Below are 19,418 nucleotides of genomic sequence, written 5' to 3'. Positions count from 1 at the left end.
TGGATGAGGAGAGGATGTCCGTGGGACCCGTCGCACCGAGGATCCTGCGGCCCGAGCACCCCACCCCCAGGCCGCTCACCGGTCTCGTCGAGGCGTTCGAGCTGACGGTCGAGGCCGATCTCGACGGGATCGAGGTCACGGGCGTCACGCTCGACTCGAGCGACGTCGAGCCCGGCGACCTCTTCGCGGCGCTGCCCGGCGCCCGGCGTCACGGCGCCGAGTTCGCCGCCGCGGCCCTCGAGCAGGGCGCGGTCGCGGTCGTCACCGACCCGGCCGGTGCCGCGATGCTCGAGACCGGCGCCCCCGTCATCGTGCTCGACGACCCGCGCGCCGCGCTCGGCGAGATCTCCGCCTGGGTCTACCGCACGGGCGAGGACCGACCTCGACTCTTCGGCGTCACCGGCACGAACGGCAAGACCTCGACCTCCTTCATGCTCGAGGGCCTGCTCGCCGACCTCGGCTTCGTCACGGGCCTCTCCACGACCGCCGAGCGGCACGTCGGCGACCTCGTCGTGACGTCGAAGCTCACGACCCCGGAGGCGAGCGAGCTGCACGCCCTGCTCGCGCGCATGCGCGAGGCCGGCGTGCGCGCCGCCGTGCTCGAGGTGAGCGCGCAGGCGATCGAGCGGCACCGCATCGACGGCGTCGTCTTCGACGTCGTCGCGTTCACGAACCTCAGCCACGACCACCTCGACGACTACGGCTCGATGGACGCGTACTTCGACGTGAAGGCCGAGCTCTTCACGCCCGATCGCGCCGAGCGCGGGGTCGTGTGCGTCGACACCGAGTGGGGCCGCCGCATCGCCGAGCGCAGCCGCATCCCCGTCACGACCGTCACGAGCGAGCCGGGCGTCGACGCCGACTGGCACGTCGACATCTGGGAGGAGACCCCCTCCTCCACCTCGTTCACGCTCACGGGCATCGACGGCGGCGCCGTCGAGGTGCAGATCCCCTTCATCGGCCGCCACATGGCGATCGACGCGGCGATCGCGATCCTCATGCTCGTCGAGGACGGCTTCGAGATGGACGCGATCGCCGAGGTCATCGACCGCGGCATGCGCCCGACGCTCCCCGGCCGCATCGAGCGCGTCTCGGGCGAGGAGGGCCCCGCGGTCTTCCTCGACTACGGCCACAGCCCCGACGCCTTCGCGCAGACCCTCGAGGCGCTCCGGCGCGTCACCGAGGGGCGCCTCGTCATGCTCTTCGGCGCCGACGGCGACCGCGACGCGACGAAGCGCGCCGACATGGGGCGCATCGCCGCCGAGCTCGCCGACGCCGTCGTCGTCACCGACTTCAACCCGCGCACCGAGGACGCCGCGAGCATCCGCGCCCAGGTGCTGGGCGGCGCTCGCGCCGCCGCGGGCGGCAAGCCCGTCATCGAGTCGTCGCCCGAGGAGGCGGCGATCCGCGAGGCGCTGCGCCTCGCCGGCCCCGGCGACACCGTGCTGTGGGCCGGGCCCGGCGACGCCGACTACCGCGACGTCGCGGGAGTGCGCGAGCCGTTCGACGCGCGCGCCGAGGCCCGCCGCGCGCTCGAGGAGGCCGGCTGGCCCACCGAGGAGCGCGGCGAGCGCCCGGCGCGGGACGTGCGCTGATGCTCCGGATGCGCGCCCGCGAGATCGCGGCGGCCGTCGGTGGAGCGCTCCACGGCGACGACGTGCTCGTGACGGGCTCGGTCGAGACCGACTCGCGCCTCGTCGCGGCCGGCGGCGTCTTCGTCGCGATGCCGGGCGAGTCGACCGACGGCCACCGCTTCGTCGACGCGGCCGTCGCCGCGGGCGCCGCGCTCGTCATCGCCGAGCGCCCGCTCGAGCAGGCCGTGCCGCACATCGTGGTCGACTCCGGCGTCGTCGCGCTCGGCGCGCTCGCCGCCGACGTCATCCGGCGCGTGCGCGAGGCAGGCGAGCTCACCGTCATCGGCGTCACCGGCTCGAACGGCAAGACGACGACGAAGAACATGCTGCAGGCGATCCTTGAGCAGCACGGGCCCACCGTGAGCCCGATCAAGTCGTTCAACAACGAGGTCGGCGCCCCGATGACGATGCTGCGCATCGACGAGTCGACGCGGTACCTCGTGCTCGAGATGGGTGCGAGCTACGAGGGCGACATCGCCCGCCTGACGGCCATGTCGCATCCGGACGTCGGGGTCGTGCTCAAGGTCGGGCTCGCCCACGCGGGCGAATTCGGCGGCGTCGAGGCGACGACGCGCGCGAAGACCGAGATGGTGCAGGACCTCGGCTCCCACCACGTCGCCGTGCTCAACCGCGACGACGAGCGCGTCGCGGGGATGGCCCGGTCGACGCGCGCGCGCATCGCGTGGTTCGGCACCTCGCCCGGCCCCGCCGACGAGCCGACGACCCTGTGGGCGGGCGACGTCGACTCGACGCTCGAGGGCACGATCGCGACCGTCCACCGCGGCGACGAGTCGTGGCCGCTGCGCCTGCGCATCCTCGGCGAGCACCACGTCATGAACGCGCTCGCCGCGCTCACCGTCGCCGATGCGCTCGGCCTCGACCTCGAGCGCGCCGTCGGGGCGCTCGGGAGCCTCGAGCGCGCGGAGCGCTGGCGCATGGAGCTGCTCGAGCCCGGTGGCGGCATCACGGTCATCAACGACGCCTACAACGCGAGCCCCGACTCGATGGCCGCCGCGATCCGCTCGCTCGCGCACATGACGCGCGGGGCGCAGCGCCGCTCGATCGCCGTGCTCGGCGAGATGGGCGAGCTCGGCGCGCTCTCGACCGAGGAGCACGACCGCATCGGCCGGCTCGCGGTGCGCGTGCGCATCGACCGGCTCGTCGTCGTCGGGAGCGCGGCGAAGGCGATCCACGACGCGGCCGAGCTCGAGTCATCGTTCGGCCAGGACACCGCGTGGGTCGAGACGGCAGAGGAGGCCGAGGCGCTGCTGCGATCGAGCCTCGAGCCCGGCGACGTCGTGCTCGTGAAGTCGTCGCTCTCCGCGGGCCTCAAGGACCTCGGCGACCGGATCGGGGGCCGCTAGATGCTCGTGCTCATCGCCTCCGCCGGCATCGCCCTGCTCGTCTCGCTGCTCGCGACGCCGCTGTTCATCCGCGGCTTCGCGCGGATCGGCTGGGGCCAGTTCATCCGCGACGACGGCCCGCAGTCGCACCACACGAAGCGCGGCACGCCCACCATGGGCGGCCTCATCTTCATCGTCGCGATCCTCGCGGGCTACTTCGGCGGGAAGCTCCTCGGGCAGGACCCGCCGACCGTGCCGGTGCTGCTCGTGCTGCTGCTCATCGTCGGGATGGGCGTCGTCGGCTTCGTCGACGACTTCCTGAAGATCTCGAACCAGCGCTCGCTCGGCCTCGGCGGCTGGGCGAAGGTGCTCGGCCAGCTCGTCGTATCGGTCGCGTTCGGGGTGCTCGCCGTCACCGTGCCCGTCGGCCCGAGCGGCCGGCCCGTCGTCGACCCGGTCATCTCGGGCGTCCGCGACATCCCGTGGCTCGACGTCGCACCGTGGGGCGCGCTCGGCGTCATCGTCTTCGTGCTGTGGATCACGCTCATCAACGTCTCGGCGGCGAACGCGGTCAACGTCACCGACGGGCTCGACGGCCTCGCGACCGGCTCGATGATCCTGTCGATGATCGGCTACGCCTTCATCGCCTTCTGGCAGTTCAACCAGTCGTGCTTCACGCCCGGCGCGGCGGAGGAGGATCTCTTCCGCTGCTACGACGTGCTGCAGCCGCTCGACGTCGCGACGCTCGCGGCCACGATCGCCGCCGCGCTCATCGGCTTCCTGTGGTGGAACACGAGCCCCGCGCAGGTGTTCATGGGCGACGTCGGCTCCCTCGCGCTCGGCGGCGCCCTCGCGGGCCTCGCGGTCATGACCGACACGCACCTGCTGCTGCTGCTCATCGCGGGCCTGCCGATCATCACGACCGGCTCCGTCATCGTGCAGCGCGCCTACTTCAAGATCACGGGCGGCAAGCGCATCTTCCTCATGAGCCCGCTGCACCACCACTTCGAGCTCAAGGGCTGGGCCGAGATCACGGTCGTCGTGCGCTTCTGGATCATCGCGGGGCTCTGCGTCGCGGCGGGCGTCGGCCTGTTCTACTTCCAGTGGCAGGTCGCGACCCCGTGAGCCGGCTCGACGACCTCACCTCCTGGCACGCCGACTGGAAGGGCCTCCGCGTCGCGGTGCTCGGCCTCGGCGTGACGGGCTTCGCCGCCGTCGACACGCTCGTCGAGCTCGGCGCCGACGTCACCGCGATCGCCGAGCGCGTCGACGACGAGCGGCGGACGATCCTCGGCGTGCTCGGCGTGCCGATCGTCGAGGCCGGCCGCGACGAGTCGCCGGCGGCGCTGTCGGAGGCGGAGCTCGTGATCTCCTCGCCAGGGCTGCGCCCCGACCACCCGTGGCTGACCGCGGCCGCCGAGCGGGGCATCCCCGTCTGGGGCGACATCGAGCTCGCGTGGCGCGTGCGCGACAAGGTGCGCGCCGCGGAGTGGATCCTCGTCACCGGCACGAACGGCAAGACCACGACCACCCAGCTCACCGCGCACATGCTGCGCGAGGCGGGCAGGCGCGTCGCGCCGGTCGGCAACATCGGCACGCCCGTGCTCGACGCCGTGCGCGACCCCGAGGGCTTCGACGTGCTCGTCGTCGAGCTCTCGAGCTTCCAGCTCCACAGCCTGCCGATCGACGGTCCAGGGGCGCTCTGGCCGCACTCGGCCGCGTGCCTCAACATCGACGACGACCACCTCGACTGGCACGGGTCGGCGGATGCGTACCGCGCCGCCAAGGGGAAGGTGTACGGCAACGCTCGCGTCGCGGCGGTCTACAACGTGGAGGACGACGCGACCATGCGGCTCGTCGAGGACGCCGACGTCGTCGAGGGCTGCCGCGCGATCGGCTTCTCGCTCGGCGTGCCGGGCCCGAGCGACCTCGGCATCGTCGACGGCGTGCTCGTCGATCGCGCCTTCCTCGACGAGCGCCGCTCGAGCGCGCTCGAGCTCGCGCACCTCGACGACCTCGAGCCCGGCGGGCTCCGCTCGCCGCACATGGCGCGCAACGTGCTCGCGGCCGCGGCGCTCGCGCGCGCGTTCGGCGCCGAGCCCGCCCACGTGCGGGAGGCCATCCGCTCGTTCCGGCTCGACCGCCACCGCACCGAGCTCGTCGCGATCGTCGACGGCGTGCGCTTCGTCGACGACTCGAAGGCGACGAACCCGCACGCGGCCGAGGGCTCGCTCAGCGCCTTCGACCCCGTCGTGTGGATCGTCGGCGGGCTCTTCAAGGGCGCCGACGTCGCGCCGCTCGTCGCGAAGCACGCGCGCCGCGTCGCAGCCGCCATCGTGATCGGCGTCGACCGCGCGCCCGTCGTCGAGGCGTTCGCGCGACACGCGCCCGGCATCCCGGTCGTCGAGGTCGACACGCCCGACACTGGATCGGTGATGCGGATCGCCGTCGAGGCGGCCGCGTCGCACGCCGAGCCAGGCGCGACGGTCCTGCTGGCCCCGGCGGCGGCATCCATGGACCAGTTCATCGACTACGCGGAGCGCGGCGACCGGTTCGCCGACGCGGTGCGGGAGAGGGGGGCTCGTGGCGACCACGACGGCTCCCGCCCCGGCGGCTGACGCCCGAGCGGCCCGCATGGGCCGACGCGCGCTCGTGCGCGTGCGCGCGGTCTTCGGCGCGCCGACCCTCAACGCGGCCCTGCTCTCGGGCACGACGCTCTTCCTCGTCGCCTTCGGCCTCATCATGGTGCTCTCGTCGTCGTCGGTCGAGGCCTACGTCGCGGGCGGCTCGTTCTTCACCGACTTCGCGAAGCAAGCGGCGTTCGCCGCCGTCGGCGTCGTGCTCATGCTGCTCGCGGCCCGCATGCCGGCCACGACGTGGCAGCGCCTCGCGTGGCTCGGCATCATGCTCGGCATCGCGCTGCAGGTGCTCGTCTTCACGCCGCTCGGCTTCGGCGCGAACGGCAACCGCAACTGGATCGGCGTCGGCGGCTTCTCGCTGCAGCCGTCCGAGTTCGTGAAGGTCGCGCTGTGCGTGTGGCTCGCGATGATCATGACGCGCAAGCAGTCGCGCATCCACAGCTTCTGGCAGGCGTGGATCCCGGCAGGTCCCGTCGCGGGCCTCTCGATCGGCCTCGTCCTCCTCGGCAGCGACCTGGGCACCGTCGTCATCATGGCGCTGCTCTCGTTCGGCGCGCTGTGGTTCGCGGGCGTCAAGTGGTGGCACCTCGTGCTGCCCGCCGTCGGGCTCGGCCTGCTCGCCGTCCCGGTCGTGCTCTCGAGCCCGTCGCGCGTGCGCCGCGTGACCGCCTTCATCCAGGGCTGCACCGACGCCGACTACTACTCCGGCTGCTGGCAGCAGCTGCACGGCACCTGGGCGCTCTCTGCGGGCGGCCTCTTCGGCGTCGGGCTCGGCAACTCGAGCGCGAAGTGGTCGTGGCTGCCAGAGGCCGACAACGACTACATCTTCGCGATCATCGGCGAGGAGCTCGGGCTGCTCGGCGCCGCCGTCGTGCTCGCGCTGTTCGCGCTCCTCGCCTGGACCATGCTGCGCATCGTGCGCCACGCGTCGCTGCAGATGACGCGCGTCGTCACCGGCGCCGCGATGGTGTGGCTCGTCGGCCAGGCCATCGTCAACATCGGCGTCGTGCTCGGCCTGCTGCCCGTGCTCGGCGTGCCGCTGCCGTTCATCTCCTCCGGCGGCTCGCAGCTCATCGCGGCGCTGCTCATCGTCGGCATCGTGCTCTCGCTCGAGCGGGTCGACAACCCGACCGTGCGCGGCGCGCTCCTCGAGGCGCGGGACTGACGATGCGCGTCCTGCTCGCCGGCGGCGGCACCGCCGGCCACGTGAACCCCCTGCTCGCGACCGCGCAGCGGCTCCGCGAGCGGCACCCGGGCGCCGAGCTCGTCGTGCTCGGCACGCGCGAGGGGCTCGAGCGCGAGCTCGTGCCGGGCGCGGGCCTCGAGCTCGCCACGATCGAGAAGCTGCCCTTCCCGCGCCGCCCCGACCTCGCCGCGCTGCGGTTCCCGGGCCGCTGGCGACGCGCGGTCGCCGAGGTGCGCGCGCTCATCCGCGAGCGGCGCATCGAGGTCGTGGTCGGCTTCGGCGGCTACGCGTCGGCCCCCGCCTACCGCGCCGCGCGGCTCGAGCGCGTGCCGATCGTCATCCACGAGGCCAACGCGAAGCCCGGCATGGCCAACCTGCTCGGCGCCCGCTGGACCGAGTTCGTCGGCATCTCCTACCGCTCGACGAGGCTGCCGGGCGAGCTCGTCGGCATGCCGCTGCGCCCCGAGATCACCGCCCTCGACCGCGCTGGCCTCCGCGCCGAGGCGCTCGCCGAGCTCGGCCTCGACGCCGAACGGCCGACCCTGCTCGTCACCGGCGGCTCGCAGGGCGCCCGGTCGATCAACCGCGCGATCGTCGCGGCAGCGGGCGACATCGTCGACGCCGGCTGGCAGATCCTGCACCTCTCGGGCGGCCGGCAGACCGACTTCGAGCCGGCGACCGTGCCGCACTACGTCGCGATCGAGTACCTCGACCGCATGCACCTCGCCCTCGCCGCCGCCGACCTCGTCGTGTGCCGCGCCGGGAGCCTCACGGTCTCCGAGCTCATGGCCGTCGGGCTGCCCGCGATCTACGTGCCGCTGCCCTACGGCAACGGCGAGCAGGGCCTCAACGCGGCCGACCAGGTGGCGGCCGGGGGAGCCGAGCTCGTCGCCGACGCCGACTTCACGGCAGAATGGGTACGCGCGCGGCTCGTGCCGCTGCTGCGGGACGCCGATCGCCTCGCGGCGATGGCCTCCGCCTCCGCGGGAGCCGGCGCGAGCGACGGCAGCGACCGGATGTGCGATCTCATCGAGCGGGCCGCCGCCACGAGGAGGCAGCCGTGATCGAACCAGACCTGACCCAGCCGATCCCCGCGTCGATCGAGCGCGCGCACTTCATCGGCATCGGCGGCTCCGGCATGTCGGGCATCGCGCACATGATGCTCGACGCCGGCATCGCCGTCTCGGGCTCCGACCGCTCGGGCTCGGCGACCGTCGACCGGCTGCGCGAGCGCGGCGCGAGCGTCGCGATCGGCCACGATGCGGCGAACGTCCCCGTCGAGGGCGAGCACCGGGCGGATGCGGTGGTGGTCACGAGCGCGCTGTGGCCCGACAACCCCGAGCTCGTCGCGGCGCGTGAGGCAGGCATCCCCGTGCTCCACCGCTCGCAGGCCCTGCACGTGCTCGCGCGCGGCAAGCGCGTCGTCGCGGTCGCGGGCGCGCACGGCAAGACGACGACGACGGGGATGCTCGTCGTCGGGCTGCACGGCCTCGGCATCGAGGCGGGCTTCGTGAACGGCGGCATCATCGCCGGGCTCAGCGTCTCGAGCGGCCACGGCGACTCCGACGTCTTCGTGCTCGAGGCCGACGAGTCGGACGGCTCCTTCCTGCTCTACGACGTCGCGGTCGCGCTCATCACGAACGTCGACACCGACCACCTCGACCACTACGGCACCCCGGAGGCGTTCGACGCCGCGTTCGCCGAGTTCGCCAACCGCGCGAGCGAGGCCGTCGTCATCTCGATCGACGACCCGGGCGCGCGCCGCGTCCGCGAGTCGATCTCGCACGAGCGCGTCGTGACCTTCGGGGAGGCCGAGGGCGCCGACGTGCGCATCCTCGACGTCCGCCTCGGCGAGAGCGCCGAGTGCACCGTCGAGGTCGCCGGCACCCGCTTCGAGCTCTCCGCCGGCGTGCCCGGCAGGCACAACGCCGTGAACGCGGCGGGCGCCCTCGCGACCCTCGTCGCGCTCGGCATCGCCCCGGCCGAGGCGGCGCGGGCGCTCGGCGCGTTCCGCGGCACCGGTCGCCGATTCGAGCTGCACGGCGAGCGCCGCGGCGTGCGCGTCTTCGACGACTACGCGCACCACCCCGCCGAGGTCGACGCCGCGCTCACCGCAGCCCGCAGCGTCATCGGCGACGGGCGCATCATCGCGATCCACCAGCCGCACCTCTACACCCGCACGCGCGACATGGCCGGCGACTTCGCGGCCGTCTACGAGCGCGTCGCCGACCACACCGTCGTGCTCGACGTCTACGGCGCGCGCGAGGACCCCATCCCGGGCGTCACCGGCGCGCTCGTCGCCGAGCGGTTCGCCGACCCGGCCGACGTCGACTACCTGCCCGACTGGCAGCGCGCTGCCGAGCGTGCCGCCGCGCTCGCGCGCGAGGGCGACATCATCGTGACGCTCTCGTGCGGCGACGTCTACCGCATCATCCCGCAGGTGCTCTCGGCGCTCGAGGAGGGCGGCGAGGCGTGAGGCGACCCGACGGCTTCGAGCCGGTCGAGCCCGAGCCCGCACCCGAAGCCGAGGAGGCGGGGGAGCGGACCATGGACCTCGCCGAGCTCGTGCGCGCGCGGCGCGAGGCGCTCCGGCGCGAGGCGCTCGAGCGGGAGGCCGCCGAGTCGGTGCCGCAGCGGCGGTGGGCGCTGAGCGCCTACGGCGACCTCGACGAGGGCGAGGGGGCGGATGCGGGCGGCGCGGTCGCGGGGACGGCGTCGGTCGAGCCGCTCGACGAGGGCGGCTCGCACGCGCAGCGCGTCGACCGGGCGTGGCGCGAGGCGGAGCGCGAGCAGCGCCGCGCCGAGCGCACCGAGGCGCGCGAGACCGCTCGCGCCGCTCGCGCCGCGAAGCGCGCGCGCGTGCGCCGGGAGCGCGCGGAGGTGCGGCGCTTCACGGCCGCGCGCCGCCGCCAGCTGCGGACCGCGCTGCTGACCGTCGGCGGGCTCGCGATCGCCCTCGCGGTGCTCGTCGGGCTCGTCTGGTCGCCGCTCATGTCGGTGCGCGAGGTGCGGGTCGAGGGCGCCGAGCGGCTCGGCGCGGCCGCGGTGCAGCAAGCACTCGCCGACTCGATCGGCCAGCCGATCGCGACCGTCACCGAGGAGCGGGTCGCGGAGCGGCTCCAGGCCATCCCGCAGATCGAGTCCTTCCGCGTCGACATCGTGCCGCCGTCGACCGTGATCGTGCGGATCGTCGAGCGCGAGCCTGCGGCGATCGTGCCGGGCGAGAGCGGCGAGGCGGTCATCGACGCGGCCGGGGTCGTGCTCGGCGGCGTCGACGAGTCGACCGCGGCGCTGCCACGGCTCGACGGCGTCGAGGTGGGCAGCGAGGAGTTCGAGGCGGTCGCGACCGTGCTCGTCTCGGTGCCGCGGAGCGTGCTCGAGACGACCGCGACGATCGCGGCGCCGACGCCGTCCGACATCCAGCTCTCGCTGCACAGCGGCCAGACGGTGCTGTGGGGCGGCGCCGACGAGAGCCAGCTGAAGGCCGACGTGCTCGCCGCGCTGCTCGAGACGCAGGATCCCGCGCTCGCGCTCGTGCTCGACGTCAGCGCGCCCGAGACGCCCGTCGTGAGCGGCTCCTGACGGCGGTTCGCGCTCCCGCGACCCCGCTGCGACCGCGCGCGGAATCTGACGATTCTTTTTCTTGTCGCGACGTGCGCCGACACACCGAGTCGCTCCCGGGCGAGCGTGCCCGCCGCCCGTAGCGTCGGAGTCGTCAGCATGAAGTGAGGAATTCTCTAAACTTCAACTAGAGGTTGAGAGTTCGATCGAGGGGCCGGGACCGTGACTTCCAACAACAACTACCTCGCCGTCATCAAGGTGGTCGGCGTGGGCGGCGGCGGCGTGAACGCCGTGAACCGCATGATCGACCTCGGCCTGCGCGGCGTCGAGTTCATCGCCATCAACACCGACGCGCAGGCGCTGCTGCTCAGCGATGCCGACGTCAAGCTCGACGTCGGCCGCGAGCTCACCAAGGGCCTCGGCGCGGGCGCCGACCCCGAGGTCGGTCGCCGCGCCGCCGAGGACCACGCGGAGGAGATCGAGGAGGCGCTCGCGGGTGCCGACATGGTCTTCGTCACCGCCGGCGAGGGCGGCGGCACGGGCACGGGCGGCGCGCCCGTCGTGGCTCGCATCGCGAAGAGCCTCGGTGCGCTCACCGTCGGCGTCGTGACGAAGCCGTTCTCGTTCGAGGGCCGCCGCCGCCAGGCGCAGGCCGAGGCGGGCGTCGAGGCGCTCAAGAACGAGGTCGACACGCTCATCGTCGTGCCGAACGACCGCCTGCTCGAGATCAGCGACATGGGCATCTCGATGGTCGAGGCCTTCGAGACCGCCGACCAGGTGCTGCTCGCGGGCGTGCAGGGCATCACCGACCTCATCACGACGCCGGGCCTCATCAACGTCGACTTCGCCGACGTGAAGTCCGTCATGCAGGGCGCGGGCTCCGCGCTCATGGGGATCGGCTCGTCGCGCGGCGCCGACCGCGCCATCAAGGCGGCCGAGCTCGCCGTCGCGAGCCCGCTGCTCGAGGCGAAGATCGACGGCGCGCACGGGGTGCTGCTCTCGATCCAGGCGGGGAGCAACCTGGGCATCCACGAGACCTACGACGCGGCCAAGCTCGTGCAGGAGGCCGTGCACCCCGAGGCGAACATCATCTTCGGCACGGTCATCGACGACACGCTCGGCGACGAGGTGCGCGTGACGGTCATCGCCGCAGGCTTCGACGGCGCCGGCCCTATCGCGAAGGACGACGACTCCGTCATCCGTACCGCGGCGCGCACCGAGATGGGCCTGCGCGAGTCGTCGCACAGCGCCCCGAGTGCGCACGAGGCCCCCGCCGAGCGCCGGCCGATCCCGGCCCCGCCCGTCGCCGACCATCTCACCGGACCGGTGCAGCCGCTCACCCAGGTGGACGAGGAGGAGGACGAGTTCCTCCCCGACTTCCTCCGCTGACGTGACCGACACCCCCGCCGCCCGCCTGGCCGCGTTCCTCGACGAGCTCGAGGGCGCGCGCCGCGGGCGCGAGGTGACGCTCGTCGTCGTGACGAAGCTCCACCCCGCGTCGCTCGTGCGCGAGCTCGCCGAGGCGGGCCACCGGCACTTCGGCGAGAGCCGCCACCCGGAGTCGCGAGACAAGGCGGTGGAGCTCGAGGGCCTCGGACTCACGTGGCACTTCGTCGGCCAGCTGCAGCGCAAGAAGGCGCGCCAGGTGGCCCGCTACGCCCACGTGCTGCACTCGATCGACTCCGACGAGCTCGTCGAGGCGCTCGAGGGCGGTGAGCCGGGCGACGAGCGCCCCGTGCGCGACGCGCTCGTGCAGATCAACCTGACCGACGACCCCGACCGCGGCGGCGTCGCGCCCGCTCGGCTCGACGCGCTCGCCGAGCGCGTCGCCGCATCTCCGGCGCTCCGGCTCCGGGGCGTCATGGCGGTCGCGCCGCTCGACGAGGAGCCGGCGCGCGCCTTCGAGCGGCTCGCCGCGCTCGCCGAGCGCGTGCGGGCGATCGACCCCGCCGCCGACTGGATCTCCGCCGGCATGAGCGGGGACTGGCGCGAGGCGCTCGACCACGGCGCGACACACCTGCGCATCGGCACGGCAATCACGGGAAACCGTGCGACCGGCTTATAGCGTGAACCCAGCCACGAGGAGGATCCCATGAGCAACGCACTCAAGAAGGCTGCGATCTACTTCGGCTTCGCCGAGGAGGACGAGCTGACCCAGGAGGTCCGTCCTGTCGAGCGGGCCGAGAACGAGGAGCGCGCGCCCCAGCCTGTGCGCGAGCGCGCGGCCGAGGAGCCGCGCCGCGCACCCGTCACGAAGCTCCGCGCGAGCCAGAAGGTGAACGACATGAGCGAGATCCTCACGGTGCACCCGCGCCAGTACAAGGACGCGAAGGCGATCGCCGAGGCGTTCCGCGCCGGCACGCCCGTGATCATCAACCTGTCGCAGATGACCGACGGCGACGCGCGTCGCCTGATCGACTTCTCCGCCGGGCTCACGCAGGGCCTCGAGGGCCGCATCGAGCGCGTGACGACGAAGGTCTACCTGCTGACGCCCGAGCACATCGCCGTCTCCGGCGCGCGCTCGATCGACGAGGACGCCGACTCGGCCGTCTTCTCGCACTGACGCGCGCCCCGTGGTGCTCGTCTCGATCCTCGCCTGGGTCGTCCACACCGCCGCGCTGCTCGCGTTCTACCTCCTCTTCGCGCGCATCGTCGTCGATCTCGTGCGGCAGGTGCGGCGCGACTGGCGGCCGACGGGCTTCTGGCTCGTCGTGTCGGTGTGGATCCTCCGGCTGACCGACCCGCCGCTGCGGTTCGTGCGCCGGTTCGTGAAGCCCGTGCGCGTCGGCGGCGCGATGCTCGACCTCGCGATGGTCGTGCTCATGCTCGCGCTCCTGCTCCTCATGACAATCGTCGGTCCGTTCCGGCTCCTGCCCGCCTGAGCGCGCGCTCGGTCGGCGCTTGGCTAGGATCGACAGGATGCCGTCCGAGGGCGGGTACAGTGAATCTGCGCTGCAGGCCCGCTCGGGCCGGGCAGCCGACGAAGAAAGGCAAGCCATGGCACTGACTCCTGACGACGTCGTCCACAAGCGCTTCGAGACGACGCGCTTCCGCGACGGCTACGACCAGGACGAGGTCGACGACTTCCTCGACGAGGTCGTCACCGAGCTGCGTCGCCTCATCGAGGAGAACGACGGGCTCCGGGCCGAGAACGAGCAGCTCCGCCAGGGCATCGCCCCCGCCGAGCCCGCGACGACCGCCGAGGTCGACACCGCGGAGCTCGACGCCCTGCGGGCCGAGAACGAGCAGCTCAAGCAGCAGCTCGCCGAGCGCGACGCCGCGCCGGTCGAGCAGGCCGAGCCCGTCGCAGCCGCCGAGCCCGAGAGCGCTCGGGTCGACACCGCCGAGCTCGACGCCCTCCGCGCCGAGAACGAGCAGCTCAAGCAGCAGCTCGCCGAGCAGCAGGAGAGCGCCGCGCAGGCCGCGCCGGCCGCCGAGGCGGCGAACCCCGTGCAGACCGAGGCCAACAGCCTCATCGTGCTCGCGCAGCGCCTGCACGACGAGCACGTCGCTGAGGGCGAGCGCAAGCGCGACGAGCTCGTCGCCGCCGCTGAGCAGACCGCCCAGCGGATCGAGGAGGCCGCCGAGGAGCGCAAGTCGCTGCTCGAGCAGGAGTTCGACCAGACCAAGGCCCGCCTCGACGAGCAGAAGGGCCTGCTCGAGCAGAAGATCGACGAGCTCAAGAGCTTCGAGCGCGACTACCGACTCAAGCTGCGCGGCTACATCGAGAGCCAGCTGCGCGACCTCGACCGGTCGTCGTCGCTCGCCTTCGGCGGCCAGGGCGGCAGCTGAGCCGCTCGGTGACGCTCGACGCTGCACCCGAGACCCCGGGCGCGGCCGCGGCGGCGCGCTCCTGGCGCACGCTGGGGCTCGTGCTCGGGGTCGCGGCGCTCGTCTGGCTCGGCGACTTCCTCGCGAAGGAGTGGGTCATCGCCGAGATGGCCGAGGGGGAGCGCCGGCAGGTGCTCGGCGAGGTGCTCCAGTGGCACTTCGTGCGGAACCCCGGCGCGGCGTTCTCGCTCGCGGCCGGCTCGACCTGGATCTTCACGATCCTCGCCGCCGCGGTCGTCGTGGTGATCATCACGCAGCTGCGACGCATCCGCTCCATCTGGTGGGCGGCCGCGTTCGGCGGCCTCCTCGGCGGCACGCTCGGCAACCTCACCGACCGCCTCACGCGCGAGCCGGGCTTCTTCGTCGGCCACGTCGTCGACTTCATCCAGGTGTGGGGCTTCCCGGCGATCTTCAACGTCGCCGACATCTTCATCGTCTCGTCGATGATCGGCATCGTGCTGCTCGTGCTGCTGAACATCGGCCTCGACGGGCAGCGGCACACCGACGAGCCGAAGGCGGCGGATGCGTCCGGCGAGCCGGGTGCTGACGCAGAGGGCGCGCGCGACTGATGGAGTCCCGCTTCCTGCAGGTGCCGCCCGGGCTCGACGGCTCGCGCGCCGACGCCGGCATCGCGCGGCTGCTCGGCCTCTCGCGCACCGCGGTCGTCGCGATGCTCGAGAGCGGCGGCGCCGTGCAGGACGGCGCCGTGCTCGGCAAGTCCGATCGGCTGCGCGGCGACGCGTGGCTCGACCTCTCCTGGCAGCCGCGCGAGGAGCCCACGATCGTCGCGACGCCCGTGCCCGACCTCGGCATCGTGCACGACGACGACGACATCGTCGTGGTCGACAAGCCCGCGGGCGTCGCGGCGCACCCGAGCATGGGCTGGCAGGGGCCGACGGTCGTCGGGGCGCTCGCCGCCGCCGGCTTCCGCATCGCGACCTCCGGAGCGGCCGAGCGCCAGGGCGTCGTGCACCGGCTCGACGCCGGCACGAGCGGGCTCATGGTGGTCGCGAAGAGCGAGCGCGCCTACTCGCGGCTCAAGGCCGCCTTCCACGACCGCGAGGTTGAGAAGACCTACCGCGCGGCGGTGCAGGGCCACCCGGATCCGCTCGCCGGCACGATCGACGCGCCCATCGGGCGGCATCCCAATCATGAGTGGCGCTTCGCGGTCGTCTCGAGCGGCAAGCACGCCGTGACGCACTACGAGACGCTCGAGGCGTTCCGCGGCGGCAGCCTGCTCGAGGTGCAGCTCGAGACGGGGCGCACCCATCAGATCCGCGTGCACATGGCGGCCAGGAGGCATCCGTGCCTCGGCGACGCGATGTACGGCGCCGACCCCACGGTGAGCGCCCGGCTGGGGCTCGAGCGGCAGTGGCTGCACGCGGTGCGGCTCGGCTTCAAGCACCCCGGCACGGGGGAGTGGGCGGTCTTCTCGTCCGAGCCCTCGCCCGAGCTCGCGCACGCGCTCGACGTGCTGCGCGAGGAGTAGCAGCGGGCGAGCGCGCCGCCGCCGGCGGTGGGCCCCCCGCCGTAGGATCGAGGGGCCATGGCAGACTCCTTCGCGCACCTCCACGTCCACACCGAGTACTCGATGCTCGACGGCGCCGCTCGCATCAACGAGCTCATGAAGGCCGTGCAGGCGGAGGGGATGCCGGCGGTCGCGATGACCGACCACGGGAACGTCTTCGGCGCCTACGAGTTCTGGAAGGCGGCGCGCGCGCAGGGCGTCAAGCCGATCATCGGCACCGAGGCGTACATCACGCCCGGCACGCACCGCAGCGAGAAGACGCGCGTGAAGTGGGGCGGGGCCGACGCGTCGCCCGGCGACGACGTCTCGGGCAGCGGCGCGTACACGCACATGACGCTGCTCGCCGAGAACAACGAGGGGCTGGCGAACCTCTTCCGGCTCTCCTCGTACGCCTCGATGGAGGGCTTCTACTTCAAGCCGCGCATGGACCGCGAGCTGCTCGAGCGCTACTCGACGGGGCTCATCGCGACGACCGGCTGCCCCTCTGGCGAGGTGCAGACGCGGCTGCGGCTCGGCCAGTTCGACGCCGCGCTCGACGCCGCCGCGAGCTACCGCGACCTCTTCGGCGCGAACAACTACTTCCTCGAGATCATGGACCACGGGCTCGAGATCGAGCGGCGGGTCAAGGATGACCTGCTCGAGATCGGCACGCGGCTCGGGCTGCCGCTGCTCGCGACGAACGACCTGCACTACACGCACGCCGCCGACGCGAAGAGCCACGAGGCGCTGCTGTGCGTGCAGTCGGGCTCGACGATGGACGACCCGAACCGCTTCCGGCTCGAGGGCGGCGGCTACTACGTCAAGTCGGCCGCCGAGATGCGCCACCTCTTCCGCGACCTCGAGGGCGCGAGCGACAACACGCTGCTCGTCGCCGAGCGGTGCGACGTGCAGTTCGACGAGTCGGCGAACTACATGCCGCGCTTCCCGGTGCCCGAGGGGCACACGGAGGAGTCGTGGTTCCGCCACGAGGTGCAGGTCGGCCTCGAGCGCCGCTACCCGGGCGGCATCCCCGAGGCGGTGCACCGGCAGGCGGAGTACGAGATGGGCGTCATCTCGAACATGGGCTTCCCCGGCTACTTCCTCGTCGTCGCCGACTTCATCAACTGGGCGAAGGACAACGGCATCCGCGTCGGCCCCGGCCGCGGCTCGGGCGCGGGCTCGATGGCCGCGTACGCGATGCGCATCACCGACCTCGACCCGCTCGAGCACGGCCTCATCTTCGAGCGCTTCCTCAATCCCGACCGCGTCTCGATGCCCGACTTCGACATCGACTTCGACGACCGCCGGCGCCCGGAGGTCATCCGGTACGTGACCGAGAAGTACGGCTCGGAGCGCGTCGCCCAGATCGTCACGTACGGCACGATCAAGTCGAAGCAGGCGCTGAAGGACGCATCCCGCGTGCTCGGCTTCCCGTTCGGGATGGGCGAGAAGCTCACGAAGGCGATGCCGCCCGCGGTGATGGGCAAGGACATCCCGCTCTCGGGCATCTTCGACGAGTCGCACGAGCGCTACAAGGAGGCCGGCGACGTGCGGGCGGTCATCGAGACCGACCCGGATGCGAAGACCGTCTTCGAGACGGCGCGCGGCCTCGAGAACCTCAAGCGCCAGTGGGGCGTGCACGCGGCGGGCGTCATCATGTCGTCCGACCCGCTCATCGACATCATCCCGATCATGAAGCGCGAGCAGGACGGCGCGATCATCACGCAGTTCGACTACCCCGCGTGCGAGTCGCTCGGCCTGATCAAGATGGACTTCCTGGGGCTGCGCAACCTCACGATCGTCTCGGATGCGCTCGACAACATCCGCGCGAACCGGGGGGAGGAGCTCGACCTCGAGACCCTCGCGCTCGACGACCGCGGCGCGTACGAGCTGCTGCAGCGCGGCGACACGCTCGGCGTCTTCCAGCTCGACGGCGGGCCGCTGCGCTCGCTCCTGCGGCTCATGAAGCCCGACAGCTTCGGCGACATCTCCGCCGTCATCGCGCTCTACCGCCCGGGCCCCATGGGCGCCGACTCGCACACGAACTACGCGCTGCGGAAGAACGGGCTGCAGGAGATCACGCCCATCCACCCGGAGCTCGAGGAGCCGCTCGCCGAGATCCTCTCCGAGAGCTACGGCCTCATCATCTACCAGGAGCAGGTGATGGCGGTCGCGCAGAAGGTCGCCGGCTACTCGCTCGGCCAGGCCGACATCCTGCGGCGCGCGATGGGCAAGAAGAAGAAGGCAGAGCTCGACAAGCAGTTCGAGGCCTTCTCCGGCGGCATGCTCGAGCGCGGCTACTCCGCCGCGGCCGTCAAGGCGCTGTGGGACATCCTGCTGCCCTTCTCCGACTACGCGTTCAACAAGGCGCACTCCGCTGCCTACGGCGTCATCTCCTACTGGACCGCCTACCTCAAGGCGCACTACCCGGCCGAGTACATGGCGGCGCTGCTGACGAGCGTCGGCGACTCGAAGGACAAGATGGCGCTCTACCTCTCGGAGTGCCGCCGCATGGGCATCACGGTGCTGCCGCCGGACGTCAACGAGTCGTCGCTCTACTTCACCGCCGTCGGCGACGACATCCGCTTCGGCCTCGGCGCGGTGCGGAACGTCGGCGAGGGCGTCGTCGACGGCATCATCGCCGCGCGCACGCGCGAGGGCGCCTACTCGAGCTTCCACGACTTCCTGAAGAAGGTGCCGCTCGGCGTCGCGAACAAGCGCACGGTCGAGTCGCTCATCAAGTCGGGCGCGTTCGACAGCCTGGGCGCGACGCGTCGCGCGATGCTCGAGATCCACGAGGATGCGGTCGATGCCGCCGTCTCGATCAAGCGGAACGAGGCCAACGGCCAGGTCGACCTCTTCGGCGACATCTTCGACGACCTCGACACGGTCGCCGACCGGGTGCCCGACCGGCCGGAGTGGGGCAAGAAGGACAAGCTCGCGTTCGAGCGCGAGATGCTCGGCCTCTACGTCTCCGACCACCCGCTCTCGGGGCTCGAGCTCGAGCTCGCGAAGCACGCGACGCACCAGATCCAGGACCTCGGGGACTCGGCCGAGGACGGCGACACCGTCATGATCGCGGGCCTCATCACGAGCGCGCAGCACCGGGTGGCGCGGAACTCGGGCAACCAGTACGGCATCATCACCGTCGAGGACTTCGGCGGCGAGATCGAGATCATGGTGCTCGGCAAGACCTACACCGAGTTCCGCCCGGCGCTCGTGCCCGACCAAGTGGTCGTCGTGCGCGGCCGAGTGCGCACACGCGACGACGGCTTCACGGTGCACGCCAACTCGATCGACACCCCCGACGTGCAGCCGGTCGACGAGTCGAGGCCGCTCGAGCTGCGGATCCCCGAGCGGCGCGCGTCGATGACGGCGATGCGCGAGCTGCGCACGCTGCTCGAGCGCCACTCGGGGCCGACCGACGTGCGCCTCGCGCTCGAGCGACCGGAGGTGCTGCGGGTCTTCTCGCTGCCGCAGAAGGTGCGCGTCTCGAGCGACCTCTTCGGCGAGATCAAGAGCCTGCTGGGCCCCGCCTCGATCGCCTGACCGCGCACCTCGAGCGGTCACTTCCGCGCCCGAGCGGTCAACTCGGCCCGCGACCGGTCAGCTCCGCGCGTGACCGGTCAGTTCCGCGCGTGACCGGTCAGTTCCGCGCGTGACCGGTCAGCTCCGCGCGTGACCGGTCAGGTGCGCGCCCGACTGCTCAGTCCGGCG

The 19,418-nt window shown here is 72.5% G+C and carries 16 protein-coding genes; all 16 read left to right on the top strand.

Going from position 1 to position 19,418, the window contains the following annotated elements; genetic code table 11:
* Positions 1 to 14: 14 nt before the first annotated feature.
* The 16 genes from JSQ78_RS03830 (at position 15) to dnaE (ending at position 19,250) form a co-directional block, all read left to right on the top strand.
* Positions 15 to 1,595 carry a Mur ligase family protein gene (locus JSQ78_RS03830; RefSeq protein WP_211449529.1) on the top strand — a complete coding sequence of 527 codons (1,581 nt, stop codon included), beginning with the start codon at positions 15 to 17 and terminating at the stop codon, positions 1,593 to 1,595.
* Positions 1,595 to 2,998 carry a UDP-N-acetylmuramoyl-tripeptide--D-alanyl-D-alanine ligase gene (locus tag JSQ78_RS03825; RefSeq protein WP_211449527.1) on the top strand — a complete coding sequence of 468 codons (1,404 nt, stop codon included), beginning with the start codon at positions 1,595 to 1,597 and terminating at the stop codon, positions 2,996 to 2,998. Before JSQ78_RS03830 ends, JSQ78_RS03825 begins: the two co-directional genes overlap by 1 nt.
* Positions 2,999 to 4,102 carry a phospho-N-acetylmuramoyl-pentapeptide-transferase gene (gene mraY / locus JSQ78_RS03820; protein WP_211449525.1) on the top strand — a complete coding sequence of 368 codons (1,104 nt, stop codon included), beginning with the start codon at positions 2,999 to 3,001 and terminating at the stop codon, positions 4,100 to 4,102. It abuts the gene before it with no gap.
* Complete coding sequence (gene murD / locus JSQ78_RS03815) at positions 4,081 to 5,595, top strand: UDP-N-acetylmuramoyl-L-alanine--D-glutamate ligase (protein ID WP_249295883.1); 1,515 nt, start codon at positions 4,081 to 4,083, stop codon at positions 5,593 to 5,595. The genes mraY and murD overlap by 22 nt, the downstream gene beginning before the upstream one ends.
* Positions 5,561 to 6,781 carry a putative lipid II flippase FtsW gene (gene ftsW / locus JSQ78_RS03810; protein ID WP_211449523.1) on the top strand — a complete coding sequence of 407 codons (1,221 nt, stop codon included), beginning with the start codon at positions 5,561 to 5,563 and terminating at the stop codon, positions 6,779 to 6,781. Before murD ends, ftsW begins: the two co-directional genes overlap by 35 nt.
* A 2-nt stretch (positions 6,782 to 6,783) precedes the next feature.
* Positions 6,784 to 7,866: a UDP-N-acetylglucosamine--N-acetylmuramyl-(pentapeptide) pyrophosphoryl-undecaprenol N-acetylglucosamine transferase gene (locus tag JSQ78_RS03805; RefSeq protein ID WP_211449521.1), complete on the top strand. Its 1,083-nt coding sequence runs from the start codon at positions 6,784 to 6,786 to the stop codon at positions 7,864 to 7,866.
* Complete coding sequence (gene murC / locus JSQ78_RS03800) at positions 7,863 to 9,278, top strand: UDP-N-acetylmuramate--L-alanine ligase (protein WP_211449520.1); 1,416 nt, start codon at positions 7,863 to 7,865, stop codon at positions 9,276 to 9,278. Before JSQ78_RS03805 ends, murC begins: the two co-directional genes overlap by 4 nt.
* Entirely contained in the window at positions 9,275 to 10,384 is a 1,110-nt protein-coding gene (locus JSQ78_RS03795) for an FtsQ-type POTRA domain-containing protein (protein ID WP_211449518.1), read from the top strand. The genes murC and JSQ78_RS03795 overlap by 4 nt, the downstream gene beginning before the upstream one ends.
* A 201-nt stretch (positions 10,385 to 10,585) precedes the next feature.
* Complete coding sequence (gene ftsZ / locus JSQ78_RS03790; RefSeq protein WP_249295881.1) at positions 10,586 to 11,752, top strand: cell division protein FtsZ; 1,167 nt, start codon at positions 10,586 to 10,588, stop codon at positions 11,750 to 11,752.
* A gap of 1 nt (position 11,753) precedes the next feature.
* Positions 11,754 to 12,428 (top strand): YggS family pyridoxal phosphate-dependent enzyme, encoded by a 675-nt coding sequence (locus tag JSQ78_RS03785; protein ID WP_211449516.1) that lies wholly within the window; start codon positions 11,754 to 11,756, stop codon positions 12,426 to 12,428.
* A gap of 27 nt (positions 12,429 to 12,455) precedes the next feature.
* A complete protein-coding gene (locus JSQ78_RS03780; RefSeq protein ID WP_211449514.1) occupies positions 12,456 to 12,926 on the top strand; it encodes a cell division protein SepF in 471 nt (156 codons plus the stop codon).
* Positions 12,927 to 12,936: 10 nt separating this feature from the next.
* Positions 12,937 to 13,245 carry a YggT family protein gene (locus tag JSQ78_RS03775; RefSeq protein WP_249295879.1) on the top strand — a complete coding sequence of 103 codons (309 nt, stop codon included), beginning with the start codon at positions 12,937 to 12,939 and terminating at the stop codon, positions 13,243 to 13,245.
* A gap of 115 nt (positions 13,246 to 13,360) precedes the next feature.
* Positions 13,361 to 14,155 (top strand): DivIVA domain-containing protein, encoded by a 795-nt coding sequence (locus tag JSQ78_RS13985; protein WP_283245029.1) that lies wholly within the window; start codon positions 13,361 to 13,363, stop codon positions 14,153 to 14,155.
* An 8-nt stretch (positions 14,156 to 14,163) separates the two neighbouring features.
* Positions 14,164 to 14,763 carry a signal peptidase II gene (lspA, locus tag JSQ78_RS03765; RefSeq protein WP_249295878.1) on the top strand — a complete coding sequence of 200 codons (600 nt, stop codon included), beginning with the start codon at positions 14,164 to 14,166 and terminating at the stop codon, positions 14,761 to 14,763.
* A complete protein-coding gene (locus JSQ78_RS03760; protein ID WP_211449512.1) occupies positions 14,763 to 15,683 on the top strand; it encodes an RluA family pseudouridine synthase in 921 nt (306 codons plus the stop codon). The genes lspA and JSQ78_RS03760 overlap by 1 nt, the downstream gene beginning before the upstream one ends.
* Before the next feature lie 57 nt (positions 15,684 to 15,740).
* Complete coding sequence (gene dnaE / locus JSQ78_RS03755; protein ID WP_211449510.1) at positions 15,741 to 19,250, top strand: DNA polymerase III subunit alpha; 3,510 nt, start codon at positions 15,741 to 15,743, stop codon at positions 19,248 to 19,250.
* Positions 19,251 to 19,418: the final 168 nt, after the last annotated feature.

Origin of the sequence: Agrococcus sp. Marseille-Q4369, assembly GCF_018308945.1 — a bacterium.
GTDB lineage: Bacteria > Actinomycetota > Actinomycetes > Actinomycetales > Microbacteriaceae > Agrococcus.
Note: the sequence above shows the minus strand (reverse complement) of the source record. Positions and strands in the feature narration are given on the sequence as shown.